This window comes from Pseudomonas sp. 9Ag (assembly GCF_902506445.1).
In the GTDB taxonomy this organism is placed as follows: Bacteria; Pseudomonadota; Gammaproteobacteria; order Pseudomonadales; family Pseudomonadaceae; genus Stutzerimonas; species Stutzerimonas stutzeri_AB.
Genome location: NZ_LR733836.1, coordinates 483811 through 509859 on the forward strand (window position 1 = coordinate 483811; position 26049 = coordinate 509859).

At 62.5% G+C, this 26049-nt stretch carries 21 protein-coding genes; 3 read left to right on the forward strand and 18 right to left on the reverse strand.

Annotated features, from left to right (window positions below; translation table 11 throughout):
* Positions 1 to 224: 224 nt before the first annotated feature.
* The 5 genes from dxs to cadR all read right to left on the reverse strand — a co-directional run bounded on the left by dxs (position 225) and on the right by cadR (position 4862).
* Entirely contained in the window at positions 225 to 2126 is a 1902-nt protein-coding gene (gene dxs, locus ALTERO38_RS02160) for a 1-deoxy-D-xylulose-5-phosphate synthase (RefSeq protein ID WP_159967105.1), read from the reverse strand.
* Positions 2127 to 2255: 129 nt separating this feature from the next.
* Entirely contained in the window at positions 2256 to 3143 is an 888-nt protein-coding gene (locus ALTERO38_RS02165; RefSeq protein WP_159967106.1) for a polyprenyl synthetase family protein, read from the reverse strand.
* Positions 3140 to 3382: an exodeoxyribonuclease VII small subunit gene (locus ALTERO38_RS02170; RefSeq protein ID WP_102837024.1), complete on the reverse strand. Its 243-nt coding sequence runs from the start codon at positions 3380 to 3382 to the stop codon at positions 3140 to 3142. The genes ALTERO38_RS02165 and ALTERO38_RS02170 overlap by 4 nt, the downstream gene beginning before the upstream one ends.
* 97 nt (positions 3383 to 3479) lie before the next feature.
* On the reverse strand, positions 3480 to 4250 hold the full coding sequence (locus ALTERO38_RS02175; protein WP_102837023.1) for a sulfite exporter TauE/SafE family protein: 771 nt from the start codon (positions 4248 to 4250) through the stop codon (positions 3480 to 3482).
* A gap of 189 nt (positions 4251 to 4439) precedes the next feature.
* Complete coding sequence (cadR, locus tag ALTERO38_RS02180; RefSeq protein WP_256663748.1) at positions 4440 to 4862, reverse strand: Cd(II)/Pb(II)-responsive transcriptional regulator; 423 nt, start codon at positions 4860 to 4862, stop codon at positions 4440 to 4442.
* Between the two features lie 98 nt (positions 4863 to 4960).
* Between cadR and ALTERO38_RS02185 the strand changes: the two genes are divergently transcribed.
* Positions 4961 to 5620: a cation transporter gene (locus ALTERO38_RS02185; protein ID WP_159967107.1), complete on the forward strand. Its 660-nt coding sequence runs from the start codon at positions 4961 to 4963 to the stop codon at positions 5618 to 5620.
* Between the two features lie 58 nt (positions 5621 to 5678).
* On the opposite strand, the gene ALTERO38_RS02190 is transcribed toward ALTERO38_RS02185, so the two are convergent.
* The 3 genes from ALTERO38_RS02190 to ALTERO38_RS02200 form a co-directional block, all read right to left on the reverse strand.
* Positions 5679 to 6677, reverse strand: a complete 999-nt coding sequence (locus ALTERO38_RS02190; protein ID WP_159967108.1) for an SDR family oxidoreductase — start codon at positions 6675 to 6677, stop codon at positions 5679 to 5681.
* A gap of 25 nt (positions 6678 to 6702) precedes the next feature.
* Positions 6703 to 8163: a vitamin K epoxide reductase family protein gene (locus ALTERO38_RS02195; protein WP_256663749.1), complete on the reverse strand. Its 1461-nt coding sequence runs from the start codon at positions 8161 to 8163 to the stop codon at positions 6703 to 6705.
* A 203-nt stretch (positions 8164 to 8366) separates the two neighbouring features.
* A complete protein-coding gene (locus ALTERO38_RS02200; protein WP_159967109.1) occupies positions 8367 to 8906 on the reverse strand; it encodes an ATP-dependent zinc protease in 540 nt (179 codons plus the stop codon).
* A gap of 287 nt (positions 8907 to 9193) precedes the next feature.
* Between ALTERO38_RS02200 and ALTERO38_RS02205 the strand changes: the two genes are divergently transcribed.
* Positions 9194 to 10081, forward strand: coding sequence for a manganese catalase family protein (locus tag ALTERO38_RS02205; protein WP_159967110.1), 888 nt, complete (start codon positions 9194 to 9196; stop codon positions 10079 to 10081).
* A gap of 314 nt (positions 10082 to 10395) precedes the next feature.
* On the opposite strand, the gene ALTERO38_RS02210 is transcribed toward ALTERO38_RS02205, so the two are convergent.
* The 10 genes from ALTERO38_RS02210 to ALTERO38_RS02255 form a co-directional block, all read right to left on the reverse strand.
* Complete coding sequence (locus ALTERO38_RS02210; protein WP_159967111.1) at positions 10396 to 12627, reverse strand: xanthine dehydrogenase family protein molybdopterin-binding subunit; 2232 nt, start codon at positions 12625 to 12627, stop codon at positions 10396 to 10398.
* A gap of 25 nt (positions 12628 to 12652) precedes the next feature.
* Positions 12653 to 13639, reverse strand: a complete 987-nt coding sequence (locus ALTERO38_RS02215) for a xanthine dehydrogenase family protein subunit M (RefSeq protein ID WP_159967112.1) — start codon at positions 13637 to 13639, stop codon at positions 12653 to 12655.
* A gap of 9 nt (positions 13640 to 13648) precedes the next feature.
* Positions 13649 to 14425 (reverse strand): (2Fe-2S)-binding protein, encoded by a 777-nt coding sequence (locus tag ALTERO38_RS02220; RefSeq protein WP_256663750.1) that lies wholly within the window; start codon positions 14423 to 14425, stop codon positions 13649 to 13651.
* 318 nt (positions 14426 to 14743) lie between these two features.
* A complete protein-coding gene (locus ALTERO38_RS02225; RefSeq protein ID WP_159967113.1) occupies positions 14744 to 17011 on the reverse strand; it encodes an MHYT domain-containing protein in 2268 nt (755 codons plus the stop codon).
* Between the two features lie 249 nt (positions 17012 to 17260).
* The gene (gene ppa, locus ALTERO38_RS02230) at positions 17261 to 17788 is read right to left on the reverse strand and encodes an inorganic diphosphatase (protein WP_102837015.1); all 528 of its coding nucleotides are present in this window, start codon (positions 17786 to 17788) and stop codon (positions 17261 to 17263) included.
* A 139-nt stretch (positions 17789 to 17927) separates the two neighbouring features.
* On the reverse strand, positions 17928 to 18740 hold the full coding sequence (locus ALTERO38_RS02235; RefSeq protein ID WP_159967114.1) for a zinc-dependent peptidase: 813 nt from the start codon (positions 18738 to 18740) through the stop codon (positions 17928 to 17930).
* Positions 18741 to 18966: 226 nt separating this feature from the next.
* Positions 18967 to 19782: an ethanolamine ammonia-lyase subunit EutC gene (gene eutC, locus ALTERO38_RS02240; RefSeq protein ID WP_159967115.1), complete on the reverse strand. Its 816-nt coding sequence runs from the start codon at positions 19780 to 19782 to the stop codon at positions 18967 to 18969.
* 46 nt (positions 19783 to 19828) lie between these two features.
* The gene (locus tag ALTERO38_RS02245) at positions 19829 to 21223 is read right to left on the reverse strand and encodes an ethanolamine ammonia-lyase subunit EutB (RefSeq protein WP_159967116.1); all 1395 of its coding nucleotides are present in this window, start codon (positions 21221 to 21223) and stop codon (positions 19829 to 19831) included.
* 13 nt (positions 21224 to 21236) lie between these two features.
* Entirely contained in the window at positions 21237 to 22685 is a 1449-nt protein-coding gene (eat, locus tag ALTERO38_RS02250; protein WP_159967117.1) for an ethanolamine permease, read from the reverse strand.
* Between the two features lie 172 nt (positions 22686 to 22857).
* On the reverse strand, positions 22858 to 24378 hold the full coding sequence (locus tag ALTERO38_RS02255) for an aldehyde dehydrogenase family protein (RefSeq protein WP_159967118.1): 1521 nt from the start codon (positions 24376 to 24378) through the stop codon (positions 22858 to 22860).
* Positions 24379 to 24594: 216 nt separating this feature from the next.
* On the opposite strand from ALTERO38_RS02255, the gene mpl reads away from it, so the two are divergent.
* Entirely contained in the window at positions 24595 to 25944 is a 1350-nt protein-coding gene (mpl, locus tag ALTERO38_RS02260; RefSeq protein ID WP_159967119.1) for a UDP-N-acetylmuramate:L-alanyl-gamma-D-glutamyl-meso-diaminopimelate ligase, read from the forward strand.
* Positions 25945 to 26049: the final 105 nt, after the last annotated feature.

The following is a 26049-nucleotide window of genomic DNA, read 5'->3' on the forward strand; positions in this document are numbered from 1 at the left end:
AAGCGAATGAATGGTGCGCCTCAACGCAAGCGTTTCGACGGTCAGAATTGGTCAATTGGATCTTGATGTGGCGCATGGTGCGCTAGGTCGACCTGCCAAGCCGGCTGTAGAAGCCCAGCGCGAATCATGCTGTCCTCGATCCGCCGAGCATGGGGCGGATCGAGGTGACGCAACTTTCGCGGTGTGGCTAGCCGTCTCGCTGCTACCTGCGGTGGCGCTGGACCCTACGGCTGGGTGCGCAAGTCCGCCAGGCGCGCCTGAACCGCAGCTTCAATTCCGGCGGCGTCCAGTCCGCACTCCTTGATCATCTCGGTGGGTTTGGCATGTTCGACATAGTAGTCGGGCAGGCCAAGATGAAGGATCGGTGTGCTCAGGTTCTGCGAAGCGAGGAACTCGCCGACCGCGCTGCCAGCACCGCCCATGATGCTGTTCTCCTCGATGGTCACCAGTAGGTCGTGGCTGTCGGCCATCTGGCGAACCATCGCCTCGTCCAGGGGTTTGACGAAACGCATGTCGACGACGGTTGCGTCCAGGGCTTCGGCAACCTGCATGGCTTCCGGCAGTTGCACACCGAACACCAGCAAAGCGACCTGCTTACCTTCGCGCCGCACCACTGCCTTGCCGATTTCCAGCGGTTCGAGGCCCGGTTCCAGGCTTGCGTTCGGGCCGGTACCACGCGGATATCGCACGGCGGCGGGACCTTCGAAATGATAGCCGGTGGTGAGCATCCGGCGCATCTCGTTCTCATCGCTTGGGGTCATCACCAGCATGCCGGGGATGCAACGCAGATAGGTCAGGTCGAAGCTGCCCGCGTGGGTCGGACCGTCCTCGCCAACCAAACCAGCGCGGTCGATGGCGAAGAGTACGTCGAGGTTTTGCACCGCGACGTCATGAATCAGCTGGTCGTAGGCACGCTGCAGGAAGGTCGAATAGATCGCCACCACGGGCTTGGCGCCTTCACAGGCCATGCCGGCAGCGAGGGTAACCGCATGCTGTTCGGCAATCGCGACATCGAAGTAGCGGTCAGGGTAGCGCTCGCTGAAATCGACCAGGTCGGAGCCTTCTTTCATCGCCGGGGTGATACCCATCAGGCGCGGGTCTGCCGCAGCCATATCGCACAGCCACTGGCCGAACACATTGGAATATTTGGGACCGCTGGGTTTCTTAGGCTTGACCGGCGCGCCGATGGGTTCGAGCTTGCTGATCGCGTGCCAAGTGATCGGGTCGACTTCGGCCGGGGCGAAGCCTTTGCCCTTTTTTGTCACCACGTGCAGAAACTGCGGGCCGGAGAGATCTCGCATGTTACGCAGGGTGCCGATCAGGGTCGGCAGGTCATGGCCGTCGATGGGGCCGATGTAGTTCCAGCCGAGCTCTTCGAACAGTGTGCCGGGGACCAGCATGCCCTTGGCGTATTCCTCGGTGCGACGCGCAATTTCCCAGGCGCCGGGCAGGCGCGAGAGGACCTTTTTGCTGCCTTCGCGCATGCTCGAATAGGTACGACTGGAGAGAATCTTCGCCAAATAGTTGGATAGGCCGCCAACGTTGCGCGAGATCGACATGTCGTTGTCGTTGAGCACCACGAGCATGTCTGCACCGACTTCCGGTGCGTGGTTCAGCGCTTCGAAGGCCATCCCGGCGGTAAGCGCACCGTCGCCAATGACCGCAATCGACTTGCGTTTCTTGCCTTGCATTCGGGCGGCGATGGCCATGCCCAGGGCGGCACTGATGGAGGTGCTGGAGTGGCCGACGCCAAAGGTGTCGTACTCGCTCTCGCTGCGGCGCGGAAAGGCAGCGAGGCCATCCTTCTGACGCAGACTTTCCATGCGCTCGCGGCGCCCGGTGAGGATTTTGTGCGGATAGGCCTGATGACCGACATCCCAGACCAGGCGGTCTTTCGGCGTGTCGTAGACATAATGCAGGGCAATGGTCAGCTCGATCACGCCAAGGCCAGCACCGAAGTGCCCGCCGGTCCGGCCCACGCTGTAGAGGAGGTCCTGACGCAGTTCGTTGGCGAGTTCTTCGAGTTCCGCTTCGCCTAGGCGGCGCAGCTGCTCGGGCGTAGCCGCGCGATCTAGAACGGGCGTCGCAGGGCGGACCCGAGGAATCTCATGAAACGTCTTGGGCATCGGGCGAATCATTTTGGCTGAAAAAAGAGCCGCAGTTTACCCGATGGTTACAACGATAAGAACGCCTCAAGCATCAACGGTCACCGCTGGGGCGAACAGCCACAGCGGCGAGCACTTGCGATTTGGCTTTCAGCTGCGGCGTTCGACGATAAAGCAGGCCAGCTGGCGCAGCGGCTCGGCTCTAGTTCCGAACGGGGCGAGTGCGGCGAGCGCCAAGTCGCGCAACTCAAGCGCATAAGCCTTGGCGCTGTCCATGCCCAGCAGCGCCGGGTAGGTCGGTTTGTCACGCGCGATGTCGGCACCCTGGTGCTTGCCCAGCGTCGCGGTGTCGCTTTCCACGTCGAGGATGTCGTCCTGTACCTGGAAGGCCAGGCCCACGGCTTGCGCATATTGCTGCAGCGCTGACAGCGTCGACGCGTCGGCACGGCCGCTGGCAAGGGCGCCGAGGCGCACGCTGACCTCGATCAGAGCACCAGTCTTATGCCGGTGCATCAGCTCCAGCGCGGTTCGATCAAGCTTCAGACCCACCGAACCAAGATCGATGGCCTGGCCACCGACCATGCCGGCCGGTCCGGCTGCGCGTGCGAGGCTGGCGACCATGTCCAAGCGCAGTGACGGATCCGCAGGATTATGGGCATCCAGCGCCAGGGCCTCGAACGCCAGGCTCTGCAGGCCGTCTCCGGCGAGAATGGCGCAGGCTTCATCGAACGCTTTGTGCGTGGTGGGCTGGCCACGACGCAGGTCATCGTCATCCATCGCTGGCAGATCGTCATGGACCAGCGAATAGGCATGAATCAGTTCGACAGCACAGGCTGCACCATCTGCCAGCGCAACCTCGCCCTCGAGCGCTTCGCATGCGGCGTAGACCAGCAGCGGGCGGACGCGCTTGCCCCCATTCATCACGCTGTAGCGCATGGCCTGATAGAGACGGTCGAGTTGCGGCCGAGGCGGGGAGAAGAGCGTGTCTAGGCAGCTGTCTACGCGTTGCTGGCAGCGTTTCTGGTAGGCGCCGATCATGCTTCCGGGTCCACCTCGAATGGCGCTTCCTGCAGTTTGCCGTCGCGCTCGAGGAGGATCTGCACCTTCTGCTCAGCCTGGCTCAAAGCAGCCTGGCAATCGCGAGTCAGGCCGATGCCCTGCTCGAAGCAGGTCAGCGAATCCTCCAGCGACAGCTCGCCACTTTCCAGACGCTCGACCAGCTGCTGTAACTCGGCGAGGGATTGTTCGAAATCGAGGGCGACTTTCTTGCGGGCCATGCGGGAACCTGTTCTCTGCGGCTGCTCTGAATCGGGCGCGACACTAGCAGAGCTCTGCGGCAGAAGCCATAAGCCGAGCGGGCTAGATGCCTGTCGGTCAAGGCAGGTACATGGCCTTGAAGTAGTAAACGGTCATGACGCTGCCGACCAGGATGACGAACAAACGCAGCCAGGTGGCGGGTAGTTTCTTGCTCAACGCGCCGCCCGCGTAGCCGCCGAGCGTGGTGCCCACCAGCAGGATCGCCAGCTCGTAGCCGCTGACTCGTCCGGCAATCACGAAGGTCGCCGTTGCCACGCTGTAGATCACTGCAGAGATCAGGTTTTTCAGCGCGTTGGCGCGGACCAGCTGATGGCCTTCGATGGAAAAGGCCGCCAGTTGCAGGATGCCCATGCCGGCGCCGAAGTAGCCGCCGTAGATCGAGACCAGTCCGTGAGCGGCCAGCGATGTTGGTGCGTGAGGCGGCACCGCATTGGTGTCCTTGCGGCGCGCCGCGAGCCAGCGGCTCAGCCAGGGACTGGCGGCGAACAGTGCGGTGGCGAGCAATAGCAGCCAGGGAATGAGCAGACTGAAGACGTCATCGCCGCTGGCCAGCAGCAACAGGCCGCCCAGCAGACCCCCGACCAGGCCCGCCAGCAGTAGGGGGATCAGGTAGCGACCAAGGGGGCGCAAGGCCGAGCGTGCGGCCCAGGCGGCGGCGAGGCTGGCGGGCCAGAGCGCTACGGCATTCGTCGCGTTGGCGGTCACGGGTGGCAAGCCGGTTGCCAGCAGTGCGGGAAACGAAAAGAAGGTGCCGCCGCCTGCGAGTGCGTTCATGCCTCCCGCAGCAAAGCCGGCGGCGATCAACAGCAGCATATCGAACAGGGGCATTGGAAAGGCTCGCGGCAAAAGAGCCGAAGAGTATCGCTGCCGCTTTGTTGCGCCAAGCATCCCGTTTGCAGCTCTTAGCAGCGACCCGTGTCAGCGAGGCGCCTGCAGGCCGTGTTTTGTTCTCGGATGGAACGGTGCGCATGCCAGGTCTCGTTGACACCGGACTGGCCGCAAGCGAGGAACTACTGCCTACGGCTGCGTATCGTCGCCAGCCAGCGGCGCACTGCTCAGCTCGTTGAGGATGCCGCAGCCGTGCATCGCGCTGTTGCCAGTGCAGCAGCTGCGCAATTCCTGCAACTGACGTTCAAGGGCATGGAGGTTTTCCAGTCGCGTGCGGACGCGTTCGAGCTGCTCGTCGATCAGCAGGTTAATGTCTCCGCAGCTGGCATCCGGGTGGTTGGAGAACTCCAGCAGCCGGCGGATATCAGCCAGGCCAATGTCCAGTGCGCGGCAATGGCGAATGAACGTCAGCTGCGCCAGCTGCTTGGATGAATAGGACCGATAGCCGTTGGCGCCGCGCTGCGGGGCGGGCATCAAGCCGATCTTTTCGTAATAGCGAATGGTCTCGACGTCAACCTCGGCCGCTGTGCTCAGCTCGCCTATGCGCATCATGGCCTCCTATGTGTCGGCTTGATTCGGTAAATGGGGCTTGACCCTGGAGTTGCTTCAGGGTGTGCAATGGCTTCGAATATAGTTCAGGAGGACATCCGATGTCGTCGAGATGCTGTGATTCCGGTTGCTCTACCCCGGCGGTCAATCCGGGCTTCCGCAAGGCGTTGTGGGTCGCGCTGGCGATCAATCTGCTCATGTTTGTCGTGGAAATCATCAGCGGGATTCGTTCCGGCTCGGTTTCCTTGCTGGCCGATGCCATCGACTTTGCGGGCGATGCGGCCAACTACGGGATCACCCTGGTGGTGTTGTCGATGGGGCTGGTCTGGCGATCGCGCGCGGCCATGGTGAAGGGCTTGTCGATGCTGGCCTTTGGCGTGCTCGTACTGGGCAGAGCCGGCTGGTCAGTGTATGCCGACGTGGTGCCCGAACCGCTGACCATGGGCATCGTCGGCACGCTGGCATTGGTTGCCAATGTCATCGTTGCGGTGATGCTCTACACCTTCCGCGAAGGCGATTCCAACATGCGTTCGGTCTGGCTGTGCAGCCGCAATGACGCAATCGGCAACATCGCCGTGATGATTGCCGCCGTCGGGGTGTTCGGCACTGGCGCCGGCTGGCCTGATCTGGTCGTGGCGCTGGTCATGGCCGGGCTTGCATTGTCAGCCGGCTTCTCGGTCGTTCGGCAGGCGCGGCAGGAGTTGAAGTCCCACTCAGCGACTCCGGCCGAAGCTGTCTCGACAGACACCAAGGCAGGTTGACCGAGCCATGGGTCGAAATCTGCCCGGCCGGGCCGTGGCAGGGCGCCCATGCGTGGCCCTAACTGGCGATGGCGGCGACCAGCGCGATGACGAGTACGGCGATCACTGCCAGGCCACCGGCGGCCAGTTTACCGACCGTTTCGGCACTCAAACCGAGTGCCTTGTCCTTCACCTGACTGCCGAACCGGCCGTCGATTCGGTGCAGTCCGTCGACCGGCTGGAACAGGTTGTCAGGCTGTTCATCACTGACCGGCTCATCGGTCATCTGCCCGCTCCAGGCCTGCTTGGCCATCATCCGGTCGAGCAGGCCAGGCATGAACATGTTGCCGATGATCGCCTGGAACGAGGCGCGCCCCAACCAGAGTTCACGCGGTGCATCGGTCGCGGCGCGCAAAATGGCGCGTGCGGCCACCTCTGGGGTATGGATGGGCGGAACCGGCTGCGGGCGTTTGCCCATCTTGTTACGCGACCAATCGAACTGCGGCGTGTTGTGCGCAGGAAGCTGGACCATGGTCAACCGGACCTTGCTGTTGGTATGGATCAGTTCGCAGCGCAGCGAATCGGTGAAACCTCGGATCGCGAATTTCGCCGCGCAGTAGGCGGATTGCAGCGGAATCGAACGGTAGGACAACGCCGAGCCGACCTGAACAATGGTGCCCCGGTTGCGGGCCTCCATATAGCGTAGCGCCGCCAGCGTGCCGTGAACGAAGCCCAGATAAGTCACCTCGGTGACCCGCTTGAATTCCGCGGCGCTGGTCTTGTTGACCGGTCCGAACACCGTGGCCATGGCGGCATTGACCCAGACCTCGATCGGGCCCAGCTCCGCCTCGATTCGCTCGGCGGCGTGGTCGACGGCATCGGCATCGGCAACATCGGCTGAAATCGCCAACACCTTCGCCCCGGCCGCTTCCAGTTCTTCGCGTGTGTCGGCCAGGCCCTGCTCACCGCGTGCGATCACCGCCACGCGAAAGCCCGCCTGCGCGAACGCATGGGCCGTTGCGCGGCCTACGCCAGCAGTGCCTCCACAGATCACGGCAGTCTGTTCGCGGTCGCTCATCTAAAAGCTCCTTGTCTTTGATGGGTTAGCGCAGCAGCGCGTTCCAGCCCGCATAGCGGTGGCGAATCGGTCCGCGCGGCAGGCTCAGGCCAATGACCAGTACGCCGGCGATCAGGCTGCCAACGGTGGCGGCGAAGCCGGCACCCTCCAGAAAGGACGGAGCGGCGATCAGCCAGGCACCGATCGGCAAGTTGAGAAAACGTAGCGGGCGCGCCACTTCGGCAAAGGCCAGCACCGAGACGGTGATCAACAATGCGCCCATCAGGTGGTCGCTGTTGGCCATGGAACCCTCGGTGCCGAATATCAGGCGTGTGCACATCTGCCAGACGCCGAGGATGCAGAGCAGCGCAAGGCCCCACGGGGGATTCACGCCGCGAAGCCCTTTCAAAGTCATGGACGACAGGCTGTTATCGAATTCGGGTGTGTTGTCCTCGCGCGCGCCTTCCATCGCGTCGCCTTGCCAGAAGGTTTTCCAGAACGGCTTACCACGCCTCTTGGCGTCTTTGAGGAATTGGCCCATGGCCACCAGCTCATTCAAGGCGTAAGGCATCATCACCAGCATCGCCAGCGCCTGGACCAGGCAGAGCGTGCACCAGGTGTCGATGAAGATCGGCTGGGCGATGATGAAGAAGATACTCACCGCGCCCAATGGCACCACGACCACGCCAAACCCGGCGACCATCCAGGGCATGGTCCGCCAGCGACGCGCGTCGCCCATTACCGCCATCAACAGTTCGATCATGTAGGCCATGACACCGACTCCGGCGTCGGAGACCGGCCAGGCGCGGGACATGTCGGAGGTGATGATGGTCTCGGTGCCGTTGGGCTCGGTCCCAAAGAACGGATCCCAGGCGTTGGCGGTATGCCCCAACTGATAGCCGGCCAGGTACCGGGCCAGCAGGATGCCGATCACCGCCAGAAAGGCGATGGGCAACCGCTGCAGCCAGGTCGATGGATTGTAGTCCCAACCCGGCGGCACGGCTGCCTTCTGCATCATGCCGCTCATGCTCATGCCGGGCATCATCGGCACCAGGGTCGAGAAGGCGATCACCAGCCCGCCGACCAGAAGTGCATTGCCGTAGCCGGCGGGCGAGGGCGTCCAGAACAGCAGCGGTGCCAGCATCAGCCAGAGACCCATGACCGTGTTAGCCCATTGCGCCCAGGCGATACGCTTCAGCGAAAGGATCGAAAAAAGCACGATCAACGCACCACTGACGACGTCGTTCCAGGTCATCAGCAGGGCGCGGGTGGCGACACTCGGTAGGTCACGTTCGGCCGCCAGTCTTGGCAAGTCCAGATCGGTTGGTGCGATGTTCAAGTAGCCAAAGATGAAGGGGGCGCTAAGCACCCATAGCCCCAGCAGTGCATTGACGAAATGGCACCAGAGCGTGGCGAGCCGGCGTCGCTCCATCATCTGCATGTGTGCGTCCATGCTCATGTCGGATGGCATGGCGCCCTGTCTCAGGTATTCACCTTGATGCTCCACGAATCCCCCGCATGACTGGTCGTTTTGCTGAGATCTGCCCAGGCAGCCAGGGCTGTCGCCTCGCTGGCGGCGACAGGCTGCTGTTCAGTTGACCGGAGGGGCTTGGGTGAGTTGCAGAAAAAGCGCCGGGCTTGCGGATCGATGCCGACCGCAGCACTGAGCGTGCTGGCTAGCGCGCAATGCCCGGTCGGGTTTGATGGCTGTTACTGCTCAGGCTCGGAGCAACTTGGCTCGATGGTAAAGGTCTTGGATGAATCCACCAGGCCAACCTTTTCCAGCGTGCGGCGGCCAATCAGCACCGGGTAATTCATCTTGTCCCGGTCGTTTAGCGAGAACTGCTCTTCATACATTTGGCTGCCGAGGCAGACCTTCATCAGCACCACCGGCCGCTCTTCGGCGCCGCCTGCACCACGCACCTTTATGTCGCGGATCAGCGGGCGTTCCAGGCGAGTCCGCACCTGCTTGTCGGTGTTGATGTCTTCCAGCTCGACGGTAAATCGTACCCAGTCTTCGCCATCCTTCTCGAAATGATCGATGTTTTCCGCATGCATGGAAGAAGTCAGGGCGCCGGTGTCGAGCTTGAATTTCACCGCGACCCTTTCAGGAAGGATCAACCCTTCCTCGACCCAACCGAGCACCTGTGGCGAGTCAGCAAGGCCTGGCGTGCTGCCGAGCGAGAGTGCTGCGGCTGCAAGCATTAAGGTGGCGAAGCGGTTACGGATGGAACCTAGGGGATGACGCATCTGAGACCTCGATCAGCAAAAGCTGTGGTTTCGATAGAGTCGTCTCGTTTGGAACCGTTCACGTTTTTTCATGACGGGAACAGCAAAGTGGCAGGGGCGAGGGACCGTCAAACGGCGACGACAAGCCATTGCTATTTCTCATGGCCTTCATTGAAAAAAACAATCGGACGGCTGCCGCGCCTTGCACTCCATCTTTAGGGTCGCCTGCAATCAGTGCAGTTCGCAGCGACCATTTTTGACCACATAGGAGGCAGTGAATTAGGGAAGCCCAACCTGAGAGGTGAACCATGTTCGTCCATAACAAACGACTTCAATACACCGTGCGAGTAGCCGCTCCGAATCCGGGACTGGCCAACCTGATGCTCGAGCAGTTCGGCGGACCGCAAGGCGAGTTGGCCGCTGCGATGCGCTACTTCGTCCAAGGCGTAGCCGAGGATGACCCAGGCCGCAAAGACATGCTCATGGACATTGCGACCGAAGAGCTCAGCCACCTGGAAGTCATTGGCTCCATCGTCGGCATGCTCAACAAGGGTGCCAAGGGTGAGTTGTCCGAAGGTGTCGAAAAGGAAGCGGATTTGTATCGCTCTTTGACCGGTGGCGGTAACGATTCGCACATCACCTCGCTGCTCTACGGCGGCGGTCCGGCGCTGACCAATTCGGCGGGTGTGCCCTGGACGGCAGCGTATGTCGACTCCATCGGCGAACCGACCGCAGATCTGCGTTCCAACATTGCCGCCGAGGCGCGCGCCAAGATCGTCTACGAGCGTCTGATCAACGTGACCGATGACCCAGGCATCAAGGATGCACTCAAATTTCTGATGACCCGCGAAATTGCGCATCAGAAATCCTTCGAGAAGGCCTTGCACGCGATTCAGCCCAACTTCCCTCAGGGCAAACTGCCGGGTGATCCGCAATTTGCCAACGTCTACTACAACCTTTCGCAGGGCGAAGGCGACTTGCGCGGCCCTTGGAACCAGGGGCCGGAGTGGGAGTTCGTCGAGAACCCAGAGCCGGCTGTAGATGGCGGAGATGGAAAACCCTCCGTCGATCTGAGCAAGGCACAGCAGAAAGTAGTGCAGCAGATGGCGGTGCGGACCCAGTCCGACGTCTCCGTCGATCCGCTGACCGGTGCCGATCTCGGTTCGGGAGAGGCAATCAAGAAAGGCAAGAGCTGACGGGCGAACGCTGCCGATTCGTCTGTAATCAGACGCATCGGTAGCGTTCTGTTTGCGGCCTCGTGAGCCGGCCTTTCAGGCCGGCTTTTTCGTGTCGGACGACCCGTTGCCGCGAGGTGAGCAGTGGCGTCGGCGTGTTTCGTCTGGCTGCATGTGCGTGTGGACGTGTAGCTCGCATCAGTCTCAACGCTGGGACGGAACCGAAGCGCCACCTGCAGAGCTCTAGCAGCAAAACCCTGGCCAGGCGGCCAGAGCCTGCAGCTGTCTGGTCGGCCGCGCCTGAGCGAGCAGGCTGCCTTCCAGCAGCCTCGCCGTTACGCCTGTTTCACCGAAGCCGAGGCGTCCATCAGCTTGTCCATGGTGATCGGCAGGTCGCGGATGCGCTTGCCGGTGGCGTGGTAGACCGCGTTGGCAACCGCGGCGGGTATCCCGGTGATGCCGATTTCGCCAATGCCGCGCGCGCCGAACTCGTTGAACTTGAAGTCCGGATAGTCGAGCAGGATGACGTCGACGTCCGGCTGGTCAGCATGAACCGGCACCAGGTATTCGGCGTAGTTGTTGTTCACCGGGCGTGCATCGCGGTGGTCGTAGTCAGTCTGCTCGAAACGCGCCATGCCGATGCCCATGACAATGGCGCCCTCGACCTGGTTGCGCGACGTCAACGCGTTGATGGCGCGGCCGACATCGATGGCGCTGACCACGCGGGTGACGCGCAGGTTGGAGATACCCGGGTCCCAGCGTACCTCGACAAAATGTGCACCGAACGAGCGGAAGGCATAGGTCTCGGTGGGGGCGCCTTCGGTATGCGCCTCACCGTCGGCACTGGCCAGCTTGCGGGCCTTGAGCACCTCGGCGAAACCGATCGACTTCCCATCGGTGTTCTTCAGCTGACCGTCTTCGAAAGTAAGGTCCTCTGGCTTGGCATCTGGAAAGGCCCCGTTTTCCGACGTCGCATACTCCTTGAGCACCTCGATGGCCTTGCGCCCGGCTGCGGCGATGGCGGGCAGGGTGGTCGCCGTCGCCCAGGAACCGCCGGAGATCGGCCCGGACGGATAGGAAGAGTCACCGAGCTCGACCTCGATCTTCTCCAGCGGTACGCCGGTTACATCACTGACCGCCTGGGCCACGATGGTGTAGGTGCCGGTACCGATGTCTTGGGTTGCACAGGAAGCAAAAGCGGAACCGTCGGCACGCAGCGAAACCCGCGCATCGCAGGGCCGGCGGATCGCCTCCCAGTTGCAGCTCGCCATGCCCCAGCCAATGATTTCATTGCCCTCGCGCATCGAGCCGATTGCTGGATTGCGTTTGGCCCAGCCAAAACGCTCGGCGGCCTGGTCGTAGGCTTCACGAATCTGATTGCTCGACCAGGGCAGTCCCTTGCTCTCGTCAGTGTCGGAGACATTGCGACGGCGGAATTCGAGAGGGTCCATGCCGAGTTGCTCGGCCATCTCGTCCATCGCCGATTCCAGCGCAAACATGCCCGGCGCCGCGCCTGGCGCGCGCATCGAGGTGGGCGTGCCGCGGTTGGTGCGGGCCGCAGCGTGGGTCACGCTCAGGTTGTCGCAGCTGTACAGGCCCTGGGTCATCTTTCCGCACGACTCGACGTAGGTATCGACCTGGTCGACCGTGGACGTGGTGTAGATCGTCTCATGGCGCAGCGAGACCAATCGACCAGAGTTATCGGTGCCCAGTCGCATCCGCTGGCGAGTCTCGGGGCGGTGGCCAGTGGTGGTGAACATCTCCTGGCGCGGTACCACCAGCTGCACGGGCCGACCGACTTCACGGGCGGCCGCCGCCGCGGCAATGGCGTTCGGCCAGGGCCATAACTTGCTGCCGAAACCCGAGCCGAGAAACGGCGTCAGCACCTCGACCCGATCAGGCGATAGGCCAAACACCTTGGCGTAGACGTTGCGTGCATTCACCACGCCCTGGGTCGTGTCGTACATGGTCAGCTTGCCGTCATTCCAGGCCGCCACGGTGGCGTGCATCTCCATCGGGTTGTGCGTCTCGACCGGCGTGTAGTACGTGGCATCAATGGTCTTGGCCGCGTTCCCGTACGCCTGTTCGGGATTGCCCCGGGTATGGTTGGATTTTTTCTGCATCTTGCTGCCGTTGCGTTCGACAGCCTGGTCAAGATTGGCGATGGCGGCGCTCTTCTGATAATCGACCTTGACCTTGTAGGCGGCTGCACGGGCGTTCTCGAAGGTGTCAGCCACCACCAGCGCGACGAACTGGCCGGCGTAATAGACCTTGTTGTCTTCGAACGGCAGGCGCACCTCGTCGACCTTGTTTTCCTGCGCCATACTGCTGGGCGTGTGGTACAGCTTCGGGAAGTGGTTGTGATGAAAGATGTCGATCACGCCGGGAGACTGTTTCGCCACGCGGGTATCGATGTTGGTGATTTCGCCGCGGGCGATGGTGCTGAACACGCCGTAGGCATACACCATGCCGGGCAGGTTGTTGTCCGAGGAATACTTGGCGCGGCCGGTCAGCTTCTGTGGGCCGTCGATGCGCGGCTTGGCGGCACCGATGATTTTCTCGCTCATGGTTGCGGTCCTGTATTGGCTGGCTTCATCCGGCGGTGAGGTTGGTCAGCGTGCGCACGATGGCTTGCTGCCCCAGCGGAATCTTGAATGCGTTGTGCTCGTAGCCCTTGGCCCCTTGCATGGCGATGCGCGCAGCCTTCTCGAACGTGGCGGTGTTAGCCGGTTGCCCTTTGAGGGCCTGCTCGGCTTCCAGGGCGCGCCAGGGTTTGGTCGCGACGCCGCCAAGTGCCAAACGCGCATCACGGATGGTGTTGCCGTCGAGCGCAACGATGACTGCGCTCGAGGCCAGGGCAAACTGGTACGAGGAACGATCGCGCAGCTTCAGATAGCCGGATTTCCCGCCCTGCAGCGGCGCATCCAGGGTGACGTGGGTGATCAGCTCATCATCCTTGAGCGCGAACTCTTCCCAGGGCTTGTCGCCCGGTAGCAGGTGAAAGTCGAGAAAGTCGATATCACGTGCCCCATTGGGGCCGACCACGTTGACCTTGGCGCCAATGGCTGCCATGGCCACGCACATATCGGAGGGATGACTGGCGATGCACTGATCGCTGGTCCCGAGCACCGCATGCACCGAGCGGTTGTAACCGCCAATGGCCGAGCAGCCTGAGCCGGGGTCACGCTTGTTGCAGGCCGAGGTGCCATCGCGGAAGTAGGGGCAGCGCACCCGTTGCATGACGTTGCCACCGGTGGTCGCCTTGTTGCGCAATTGCGTCGAGGCGCCGGACAGCAGCGCTTCGGACAGCACCCGGTAGTCCTGTTCTACACGCGGATGGCGGGCCAGCGCGGCGTTGGAGACCATGGCGCCGACCTTGAGTCGTCCGTCATCCAGTTCTTCAACCTGACCGAGTTGCAGCCGATTGACGTCGACCAACAACTCCGGGCGCATGATGTCGAGCTTGACCATATCCAGCAGGTTGGTACCGCCGGCGAGAAACGAGGCGTTTTTGCCCGCGGAATAAGTTGCGACCGCCTGCTCGACGCTGTCGGCGCGGCTATATTCAAAATGGCGCATGGCGATCTCCTAGGCGGGCTTCATCTGCTTACGCGCCGACTGGATGGCGCTGAGGATGTTCTTATAGGCACCGCAGCGGCAGATGTTGCCGCTCATGGCCTCACGCACGGAGAGATCGTCCTTGCCGACACTGGGGTCGTTGAGGATGGCCACGGCCGTCATCATCTGGCCCGAGGTGCAGTAGCCGCATTGATAGGCGTCGTGTTCGAGAAACGCCTGCTGGATGGGATGCATCTGGCCGTCGCGCTCCAGGCCTTCGACCGTGGTGATCTCGTCACCGCCGTGGGCAATCGCCAGGCTCAGGCAGGAATTGATCGCCTGACCGTTGACGTGAATGGTGCACGCGCCGCACTGGCCGTGATCGCAGCCTTTCTTAGTGCCGGTCAGATCGAGCTGATGTCGCAGCACGTCGAGCAAGACCATGTTGGCCGCGACATTCAGGGTATGGGGTTTGCCGTTGACCTTGAGCGTGATTCGCTGTTGGCCGGCCGCCGGGCCCGCTTCGCCATCCGCGCGCTGCGCAGCCGGCTCTTCCTTGTCGTCATTGACGTACCCGACCCGACCCCAGGCGGGCACCGCTGCCGCCGCCAGGCCGGTCGCCCCGACCGCCTTGAGAAAGGCGCGGCGCGATCTGGATGCGGCGTCGGGGTCATGAATCTCGACACCGTTGCGCGGGTTGCTGTCGCGGGCGTCCTGGCCCGGAGGGTTGCGGTTGTCATCGGCCATGGTCTGCCCCATCGCTGGGCTGCCTTGTGGCAGCGGGTTGCTGACTAGCGTTCTTCGCACGCCGTCCTGATTCCTGCGACGGTTGTGCCGGCAGGGTTGCGATCCAACCGTTTGGACTGCCATAGGTCGGCAAGCGTTTCAGGGACGTGGGTGCGCAGGGGATGGGAGTAGAGTCAGCCGAGCGGGGGCAGGCCACAACAGACCTTGCTATAAGGACCAGAAGCCCCGGCATCAGCGGGCAGGGCTTCGGCTTTTGACGTTGCAGACGGGGCGCTGCCGTTCGTCGATTTTGAAACCGTGTGCGGCTTGGCCGGCCCTACGGCAGCCCCGTCGGGCCTAGGATCGTCGGCGGTAACGTTGTTTGCCGTCTTTGACGGGTCACCGCCGGCTGAGCAGGGGGACCACGACATTCGAACTGGGACGGCCCAGCGCTTCGCTGATCGCACCGCTCAGCGCCTGCTGTGTAAAAGGCTTGGCCAGCGTGTGCAGCAGGCGACCTTCCTCAGACAGATCTGCATAGCCGCTGACCAACAGGATTGGCAGGGCGGGGTGCTCGGCTTTAACGGTTTTTGCCAGTTGGGTTCCGGTCATTCCAGGCATCATCTGGTCGGTAATCAGAATATCGAAGGGCTGGGCTTGGCGTAGCGCGTCGAGGGCCGCGTCGCCACTGCTGACAGCAGTCACTCGATGCCCCAGATCCTCAAGCAGTGCGACCGTGTTGTCCAACACGAGTGGATCGTCGTCGACTACGAGAATCGTCAAGTTTGATAGAGGTCGAGTAGTCAGCTCACTGTCATCGACTGCTGCGGGAGCGGCTGTTCTGGCAGACACGCCCAGGGGCAGCCAAAGCTCGATGGTGGTGCCCACGCCTGCACTGCTGGTGATTTCCATTAGGCCGCCGGACTGCTCGGCGAGCCCATGCGCCATCGACAGACCCAGGCCGGTGCCTTTACCGGGGCCTTTGGTGGTAAAGAAAGGTTCGGTTGCGCGGGCTAATGTTTCGGGATTCATGCCGGTGCCGTTGTCATTCACGATCAGTGCGACAAACTCCTGGGCCCGTTGTCCGGCGGACTCCAGCGCTCGCAGCTGCCCTTCGATGCAGATCAGGCCGCCTTCCGGCATCGCGTCTCGGGCATTGACGACCAGGTTGATCAACACCATTTCGAGCTGATTTGCGTCAACGTAGGCCGGAGGCAGACTGAGAGGAAACCGCGTGTCGATGGTGATGCCGGTTCCGACTGAACGTTGCAGCAGCTCACGCATGTTCAGTACCAGGTCCGGCAGTTCGACTGAACTGGGGTTTAACTCCTGCTTGCGTGCAAAGGCCAGCATGCGTTGAACCAGACTTGCGCCACGTTGGGTAGCCAGCAACGCGTTATCGATCAAGGTACTCGCCCGGGCCGGGTCGTGCGGCAACCGCTTGCGCAGCAGTTCGAGATTTCCGCTCACCACCGCGAGCAGGTTGTTGAAGTCATGTGCGATACCGCCAGTCAGCTTGCCGATGGCTTCCATCTTCTGAGCCTGGCGAAGGGCGGCTTCGGCGTTACGGCGCTCGGTGATGTTTACCAGCCCACCAATGATGAGTGCGCCTTGGATGGTCTTCTCCAGGCGAGTGGAAGCCAGTACATCGATGAAGACACCGCCCCTTGCGACCAAGCGGTACTCGGCGTTCAGGCATTCGCCAGTACCCAGCAGCACGGGCCAGTCCTGATCCAGCATTTGCCGCGCCGAGCGCTCGGTCATGAAATTGATCAGTGGACGGCCGATCACGTCCTCACGGCGATAGCCCATCAATATGAGCCATGCATCGCTGACCGACTCCAATCGGCCCTGGTCATCCAGCGAATGCAGCGGCAACGGAGTCTTGCTGTACAGCTCCCGGAAGCGCTCTTCGCTCTGGCGCAATGCAGCTGCTTCGTGATCGCTGATAATCGCCATGCGTCTGTCGTACATGGAGGCGGTAAGGCCCAGAAACAGCACGACGAAAGTTGAACCGGCCACCGCTAGCGCCAGTGTCAGTAGATCCAGATTGCTGGACGGGGCCGGCATCGCGTCGTCCATGGGCGTGAAGTTCGCGCCAATCATCGCCGAGTAATGCATGCCCGCCACGGCAAAACCCATGGCAACGGCTGACCCAGCCTGCAACAGAAAGCGCCGACTTTGTGCCGAAAGCCAGAGAGATGTGGTTGCTGCGCCAATGGCAATGGCGAACGAAATGCCAACCCAAAGCGGGTCGTAGGTCAGTTCGGCGTGCATCGTCATGGCAGCCATGCCCATGTAATGCATGGCCCCGATCCCGATCCCCATGAGCAGCCCGCCGACGCCGAGCGTCTTGCTTCCAGGCCCACGGATGTTTACTGCGAAAAAGCCGATGGCGGTTACCACAATCGGCACGGCCAGCGACCAGAGCGTGAGCGCCAGGTCGTACTTGATTTCCATACCAGGCATGCCGAACGCGAGCATCCCGACAAAATGCATCGACCAGACGCTGCCGCCCATGCATACGGCCGCCGCGCACAGCCAGGCGTGCTTCATCCAGTTCTCTGCCGCGCGTGCCCGGCTGGCCAGGTCCAGGGCCGTAAAGGAACCGGCGATGGAGATCAGGATGGAGAGGCACACCATTGCGGTGTTGTAGGTGGCAGGCATCGTTGAATCCGCTAGACGTTGATGGCAGTCGCCCTGTTTAGTAGACGAGTCACAACTGGTGTTAGGGTTCCCGGTCGCGGTGGAGTTTCCTGAGAATTGTGATCGCCTCGCGGCTGACGCTTAGCAGGAGGCGGGCACGTCTACGGCTTACGCCATCCGCCGGGTCTGAGAGCGGCTGTGTCTGTTGACGAGAAACATGCAGGCAATAAAAAAGCCGGCTTGTGGCCGGCTTTTCTTCAGTGCTTCGGCTTACTTCTGGTAAGCCTCGGCAGCTTTCATGATGGCTGCGCGAGCGGCGTCGGCGCCTTCCCAGCCTTCGACCTTGACCCACTTGCCCTTCTCGAGATCCTTGTAGTTCTCGAAGAAGTGCTTGATCTGCTCGATCAGCAGCGGGGGCAGGTCGGTGTATTCCTTGATGTCTGTGTAGAGCTGGGTCAGCTTGTCGTGCGGGACGGCGATCAGCTTGGCGTCGCCGCCGGCTTCGTCGGTCATATTCAGCACGCCGACCGGACGGCAGCGGATAACCGAGCCCGGCGCAACCGGATAGGGGGTTACAACCAGTACGTCGAGCGGGTCGCCGTCGTCAGCCAGGGTGTGCGGGATGAAGCCGTAGTTGGCCGGGTAGAACATCGGCGTAGCCATGAAGCGGTCGACGAACAGGCAGTCAGTGTCGTGATCGATTTCGTATTTGATCGGCGCGTGGTTGGCCGGGATTTCGATGGCGACGTAGATGTCGTTTGGCAGGTCTTTGCCGGCCGGGACTTTGCTGTAGCTCATGAACATTGCTCCGTGGTCGGCCGAGGCGGCCTGGGGCGAAAAAAGTGGGCGCGATTATAGGCGCAGTGTCGGGCGTTTTGCCATGCCGGCGGTGGCGAAGCTCGCTGGTCCGGCAATGCGCGCATTCGACGGTCACAAATCAGTGAGGTTCCGCGTACTGCGGATGGCTGGCTTGCAGTTGCTGCAGGCGTTTCAGCGGGTCTTGTCGATAGAAGGCCGCGAGCTGCCGGTAGACCTCTGGATAGGCCTCGTGCAGCACGTCCGGAGCGCTGAAGAAGTACTCGCTGGTGACGGCGAAGAATTCGGCCGGGTTCTCCGCGGCGTAGGGGTCGATGGCGGTGTGGGCATGGGGATGGGCGTCCAGCCGGGCGTTGAGGGCGTCGTACGCCTTTTGCATGGCGTGAGCCCAATCCTCGATACGCATGGTGCGGTGCAGCGGGGGCAGGCCGTTGGCGTCGCCGTTGAGCATGTCGAGCTTGTGGGCGAGCTCGTGGATCACCAGGTTGTAGCCTTCCCAGGCGCCGCTTTGCCGGACACCTGGCAGGGCGAGAATTACCGGCCCCTGCAACCAGGCTTCGCCGCTGTGCTCGCCGTCCCACTCATGCATCACGCCAGTGGAGTCGCGGTGCTTTTGCGGGCTGTGGAAATCGTCGGGGTAGATGACGATTTCATGGAAGCCCTGATACCAGTCCAGATCCGCCAGGTGCAGCAAGGGCAGCTCGGCCTGGGCGGCCAGGCGCAGCCGGTCAGCCGGCTCCAGTTCGACGCCGGGCAGAGCGGTCAATCGTTTGGCATGCAGGAACAACAAGCTGCGTTCGCGCAGGCGTTCGGTTTCTTCGGAAGTTAGTCCATCGAGAATCGGCAGGCTGTCGAGCACGCTTTGCCAGAGCGCCGGTTCGATGGCGAGACGGGCGAGGATGCGCTTGCGGCGCCAGTCGCGAAAAGACCACATGAACGAGCTTCCAACCTGGGGGCGATCACCTTAAGCGCGGTGGCGATGGGCAGCAAGCGGGTGGCTCTGTGGTAAGGGCGCAAGTGGCGCGCCTATGTGGGTGAAATGGTGCGGACGCTGGCCTATCGATGCGTTCAGTCGTCAAAGCATCTGCGGTTGAGTCTCGCGTGCCTCGGGCAGCTGGCAGCAACTCCGCTGTGCATCGTCTGTCGCGACAGGCGATTCATCAACCGAGCAGGAAATTGCCGACCTTCGGCGTGCCGTCATCCAGGCTGAGCATTTCCGCTTCGTCTTTGAGATTTACGCCAGAGAGCTGCCGACGGCAGGCTTCACGCATCAAGTGAATCAGGCGGTGGGCGGCGAGGTTGTAGCTCAGGCCTTCGAGGCGGATGTTGGAGATGCAGTTGCGGTCGGCATCGGTGCGCCCGACCTTGGGCGCATAGGTGAAGTACAAACCCAGACTGTCCGGTGAGCTCAGGCCGGGGCGTTCGCCGAGCAGCATGACCACCATCTTCGCCTTCAGCCGCTCGCCCACCTCGTCACCGAGCGCGACGCGGCTCTGCTGCACCAGGCTGATCGGCGCAAGGCTCCAGCCGTCTTTCTCGATCTGCTCCTCGATTCGCTGTAGCAGCGGCAGGGCGTGGCGCTGTACGGCGAGCGCCGAAAGCCCGTCGGCAATGACGATGGCCAAGTCGTAGCCCGCCTCATGTTGCTGCGCGTGGTCGTCTACCTGCTCGGCCGACTCGTCGCTCAGTCGCCGTCCCAGGTCTGGCCGTTGCAGATAGGTGTCGCGGTCCGGTGCGGCGCTGTGCAGCTGCAGGACGCGATGGCCGCGTTGTTCCAGCTGCATGGCCAGAGCTTCGGTGTCCAGAGTGAGGTGTACGGCGTCGCGGGCCTGGGCGTGGGCGTATTGGAAATCCAGTTGAGCCTCGGTGGGCAAGCTGGCGCCGGCTCGGCCCAGTGCGATCCGTGCCGGGGTGTGTTGACGTAGGTGCGCCCAGGGATTGGTGATCGCGGTGGGTGCTGGAGGTTGGCGGCTCATAGAGCACTCCTTGGAGCGGGTAGACCAGTGCGTGCGATGCGGGGCTTCATGTCATGCGCTCCAGCGCCTGGCGGAAGGCCGGTGGGAGCTGGCTGCCCATCTGCAAGCGGCCGCCGTCCTGGCGCAGGATCTCCATCTTCGCTAGCCATTCCTCGAACTCTGGCGCCGGGCGGAGGCCGAGGCTCTGACGCAGGTAGAGCGCATCGTGGAAGGAGGTGGTCTGATAGTTGAGCATCACGTCGTCCGAGCCGGGTATGCCCATGATGAAGTTGATGCCGGCGGTGCCGAGCAGGGTCAGCAGCACATCCATGTCGTCCTGATCGGCTTCGGCGTGGTTGGTGTAACAGATGTCGCAGCCCATGGGCACGCCGAGCAGCTTGGCGCAGAAATGGTCTTCGAGCCCGGCGCGAATGATCTGCTTGCCGTTGTAGAGGTATTCCGGGCCGATGAAACCGACCACGGTGTTCACCAGCAGCGGTTTGAATTTACGGGCCACGGCATAAGCGCGCGCTTCGCAGGTTTGCTGATCGACGCCGTGATGGGCATTGGCCGACAAGGCGCTGCCCTGGCCGGTCTCGAAATACATCAGGTTGTCACCCACCGTGCCGCGCTTCTGCGACAGGCCTGCCTCGTAGCCTTCCTGCAGCAGCGCTAGGTTGATGCCGAAACTGCTGTTAGCCGCTTCGGTGCCGGCGATGGACTGGAACACCAGGTCCAGCGGCGCACCGCGGTTGATCGCCTCGATAGAGGTGGTGACATGGGTGAGGATGCAGCCTTGAGTCGGAATTTCGTAGCGACTGATGACCGCGTCGAGCATCTTCAGCAGCTCGCAGATGCCGCTGGTGCTGTCGGTGGCCGGGTTGATGCCAATGACCGCATCGCCATTACCGTAGAGCAGACCGTCGACGATGCTCGCCGCGATGCCGGCGGCTTCGTCGGTGGGATGATTGGGCTGCAGGCGGGTGGACATGCGCCCGCGCAGGCCGATGGTGTTGCGAAAGCGCGTCACCACGCGGACCTTTTGCGCCACCAGAATCAGGTCCTGCACGCGCATGATCTTCGATACCGCGGCGACCATCTCCGGCGTCAGCCCTGGCGCCAGGGATTTCAGCACCGCCTCGTCTGCATCGTCCCCGAGCAGCCAGTTGCGGAAGTCGCCCACAGTCAGGTGGCTGACCGGGGCGAAGGCTTCGGCGTCGTGACTGTCGATGATCAGCCGCGTGACTTCGTCGGTTTCATAGGGGATCAGCGCTTCCTCGAGAAAGCGCTTGAGCGGGATTTGCGCGAGACACATCTGCGCGGCGACCCGCTCGGCATCGCTGCCCGCCGCGACTTCGGCGAGAAAGTCGCCGGAGCGCGCCGGGCTGGCCTTGGCCATGACCTCGCGCAGGCTGTCGAAGCGCCACTGGGTGCCGCCTACGCTGTGGGTGTATGCCGCCATGACCCGTCTCCTGCTAGTTAAGCGACGCCTCGGCGTTCTCAATCGCCGCAAATTCCTCTTCCGGCGTACCGGCCACCAGATGATGCCGGCTGTAGAGAGCGAAGTAGGCGATGAAGGTTCCGTAGATCACCACGGCGGCGATCACCACCCGTGGGTCGACCAGAAATCCGGCGACCACCGCGATGCAGGCCAGCACCAGCGCCACGCCTGAGGTCAGCACGCCGCCGGGCGTCTTGTAGGGGCGGGGCAGATCCGGCCGGCGCATGCGCAGGACGATGTGCGAGGCCATCATCAGCACGTAGGAGATGGTCGCGCCGAACACTGCGACGAGAATCAACAGGTCGCCCTGGCCGGTTAGTGACAGCAGGAAACCGATAATGCCGGGGATGACCAATGCCATGACGGGCGCTTTGTTCTTGTTGGTCAGCGACAGCTTGCGCGGCAGGTAGCCAGCCCGCGACAGCGCAAAGATCTGCCGCGAGTAGGCGTAGATGATCGAGAAGAAGCTGGCGATCAGCCCAGCCAGGCCGACAAGATTGACGAAGCCGCTCATCCAGGTCGAAGAGCCGTAGGCGGTGGTCAGCGCTTCCACCAGCGGGTTGCCGGATTCGACCAGCGTGCTGGAACCCGCGCCACCAGGGCCGACGAGCAAGATCAGCCCGGCGAACGCGGCCAGAATCAGCATGGCGCCGATCAGCCCGCGCGGCATGTCGCGCTGTGGATTCTTGGTTTCCTCAGCGGCCAGCGGCACGCCTTCGACGGCAAGGAAGAACCAGATCGCATAGGGGATCGCTGCCCAGATGCCCACATAGCCGTAAGGCAGGAAATTGCTGGCGCCAGCGGCCGTGGTCGGTGCGATGTCCAGCAGCTTGTCGACGGAGAAGTGCGGCACCATCGCGACGATGAACACCGCGAGCGCCAGCGCGGCGATCGCCGTGATGATGAACATCAGCTTCAGCGCCTCGCCGACGCCAAAAATGTGGATGCCGATAAAGATGATGTAGAAGGCCAGGTAGATAGCCCAGCCGCCGATGCCGAACAGCGACTCGCAGTAGGCACCGATGAACACGGCGATTGCGGCCGGCGCGATGGCGTATTCGATAAGGATTGCAGTGCCGGTGAGAAAGCCGCCCAGCGGGCCGAACGCGCTACGAGCAAAGCCATAACCGCCGCCTGCAGTGGGAATCATCGAGGACAGCTCGGCGAGCGAGAAGCACATGCACAGGTACATCGTCGCCATCAGCAGCGTGGCGATGAAGAGGCCGCCCCAACCCCCTTGGGCGAGGCCGAAGTTCCAACCGGCGTAGTCGCCCGAGATGACGTAGGCGACGCCGAGGCCAACCAGCAGCACCCAACCAGCGGCGCCTTTCTTGAGCTCGCGTTCCTGAAAATAGGTACTGCCAACTGCTTCGAAATCGGTGGCGTGGGTCGCGGGTGTCGCACTGCTGCGTTCGAGAGCCATGGAGGATCATCCTTTGATGGGGTCGGGTACGGCAGGATCGTTAAAGCAAGCGCTGTGCCTTTGCGCGATCTACGGCGTTTGGGAGCCTCTTGAGTGGAAGTGCAGCCACGGGTGCACCAGCCCGACGCCTTGCGGCGCGGGCGGGCACTCTTTATGGGCTAGAAGTTATGGGCTAGAAAAACCCCAGTGGATTGATGTCGTAGCTGATCAGCAGGTTCTTGGTCTGCTGGTAGCTGTCGAGAATCATCTTGTGGGTCTCGCGACCGACGCCGGACTTCTTGTAGCCACCGAACGCCGCATGCGCCGGATAGAGGTGATAGCAGTTGGTCCAGACGCGCCCGGCCTTGATCGCGCGGCCCATGCGATAGGCGCGGTTGATGTCGCGGGTCCAGACGCCCGCGCCGAGGCCGTACTCGGTGTCGTTGGCGATGGCCAGGGCCTCGGCTTCGTCCTTGAAGGTGGTCACGCCGATCACCGGGCCGAAGATTTCCTCCTGGAACACGCGCATCTTGTTGGTGCCCTTGAGTAGCGTCGGCTGGATGTAATAGCCGGTGGCGAGGGAGCCTTCGAGTTTCTCTGCTGCGCCACCGGTGAGCACTTCGGCGCCTTCCTGTTTGGCGATTTCCAGATAGGACATGATCTTGTCGAACTGCTGCTGGCTGGCCTGGGCGCCGACCATGGTGTCGGTGTCCAATGGATCGCCACGCTTGATCTGCGCGACCTTCTTCATTACCGCTTCCATGAACGGTCCGTAAATCGACTCCTGCACCAACGCCCGAGACGGACAGGTGCACACCTCGCCCTGGTTGAAGAAGCCCAGCACCAGCCCTTCGGCTGCCTTTTCGATAAAGGTCGGCTCGGCCTGCATGATGTCTTCGAAATAAATATTCGGGCTCTTGCCGCCCAGCTCAACGGTGCTCGGGATGATGGCCTCAGCGGCGCGCTTCATGATGTGCGAGCCCACCGGTGTCGAGCCGGTGAAGGCAATCTTGGCGATGCGCTTGCTGCTTGCCAGGGCCTCGCCGGCTTCACGGCCATAGCCCTGAACCACGTTGAGCACACCGGGTGGCAGCAGGTCACCGATCACTTCCATCAGCACGGCGATGCCCAGCGGCGTTTGCTCGGCAGGCTTGAGCACCACGCAGTTGCCGGCGGCCAGCGCTGGGGCGAGCTTCCAGGCGGCCATCAGGATCGGGAAGTTCCACGGAATGATTTGCCCGACCACGCCCAGCGGTTCGTGGAAATGGTAGGCAGCAGTGTGCTCATCAATCTCCGCAGCGGTGCCTTCCTGGGCGCGGATGCAGCCGGCGAAGTAACGGAAGTGGTCGGCGGCGAGTGGAATGTCGGCGTTAAGGGTTTCGCGCACGGCCTTGCCGTTGTCCCAGGTTTCGGTAATGGCGAGCATCTCGAGGTTCTGCTCGATGCGGTCGGCGATCTGCAGCAGGATCAATGAGCGCGCCTGTACGCTGGTCTTGCCCCAGGCATCGGCGGCGGCGTGGGCGGCGTCCAGCGCCTTCTCGATGTCGGCAGAGTCGGAGCGTGGAAACTCGGCAATGGGCTGACCGTTAACCGGGGACAGGTTGGTGAAGTACTGGCCGTTGGCAGGCTCGACGAACTCGCCGTTGATGAAGTTGCCGTAACGGGACTTGAAGGAAACGACAGCGCCTTCGCTGCCGGGATGGGCGTAACGCATGGTGAGTCTCCGGGGCTTGTAATTGTGTTGGGACTGCTGTCATCCAGCGTAGAACAAAGTCCGTTCGTCGGCTGGCGAGGCGACGTGCGGTGTACCGCTGGTCGGGCATTGGCAGCGCCAGTGCTGTGCTAATCTGCGCCGCAGTTTTCGGCGCCCACAGGCGTGGCTGTGCCACTTGCTCCGATTGCTCGGCGCGGCGCTTTTCAGAGGTCATTCATGCATATCCATATTCTCGGCATCTGCGGCACCTTCATGGGTTCGCTGGCAGTGCTGGCCAAGGAACTTGGCCATCGCGTCACCGGTTCGGACGCCAACGTCTATCCCCCGATGAGCACTCAGCTTGAGGCTCAGAGCATCGAGCTGACCCAAGGCTACGAGCCCAGTCAGCTCGAACCGGCGCCGGACCTGGTAGTGATCGGCAATGCGTTGTCACGTGGCAACCCGGCCGTGGAATACGTGCTGAACAAGGGGTTGCCTTATGTGTCCGGCCCGCAATGGTTGGCCGATCACGTGCTGCAGGGCCGCTGGGTGCTGGCCGCTGCAGGCACGCACGGCAAGACCACCACCAGCAGCATGCTTGCGTGGGTGCTGGAACACGCCGGCATGAGCCCGGGCTTTCTCATCGGCGGCGTGCCGCAGAATTTCGGCATCTCGGCGCGTTTGGGTGGCACGCCGTTCTTCGTGGTTGAGGCGGACGAGTACGACAGCGCGTTCTTCGACAAGCGCAGCAAGTTTGTCCACTACCGCCCGCGCACGGCGATCCTCAATAACCTTGAGTTCGACCACGCGGATATCTTCCCGGACCTCGCTTCAATTGAACGCCAGTTCCACCATCTGGTGCGCACGGTGCCGGGCGAAGGTTTGGTCATCCATCCTCAGTCCGAAGAAGCGCTCAAGCGCGTTATCGGCATGGGCTGCTGGACGCCGGTGCAAACCACCGGCGAAGGCGGGCAGTGGAAGGCCAACTTGCTCAGCGCTGACGGATCAAGGTTCGAAGTCATTTTCGACGGTGACCTACAGGGCGTAGTCGACTGGGAGCTGACCGGCCAGCACAACGTCAACAACGCACTGGCAACGCTGGCTGCAGCGCGGCACGTGGGCGTATTGCCGAAGCAGGGCGCCGAAGCGCTGAGCGAATTTCGCAGCGTCAAGCGACGCATGGAAAAGGTCGCCGAGGTCAACGGCGTGACCATCTATGACGACTTTGCTCATCACCCAACCGCGATCGCCACCACGCTCGATGGGCTGCGCAAGCGTGTTGGTGATACGCCAATCATTGCGGTGGTCGAGCCGCGCTCGAACTCGATGAAGCTCGGCGCCCATCGTGAGGGCTTGGCCGAATCGGTCGCGCTGGCGGATCAGGCGATCTGGTACGCGCCGCCGAATCTCGGCTGGGACCTGGCCGCTACGGTCGCCGGCTCGCCGGTCAAGACGACTGTGTGCGATTCGCTGGACGCCATCATCGCCAAGGTCAAAGCCGACGCCACGCCGGGGACGCAGGTGGTGGTGATGAGTAACGGTGGCTTTGGGGGCTTACACGTCAAGCTGGCCGCCGCACTGGCGTAGGGTGGAAAACGCCGAAGGCTTTTCCACGCGTAAGGGTGCGGTGGTGGAAAACGCTTCGCGGTTTTCCACCCTACGATTCTAATGGTGGGCTGAAGCGGAGCGCCG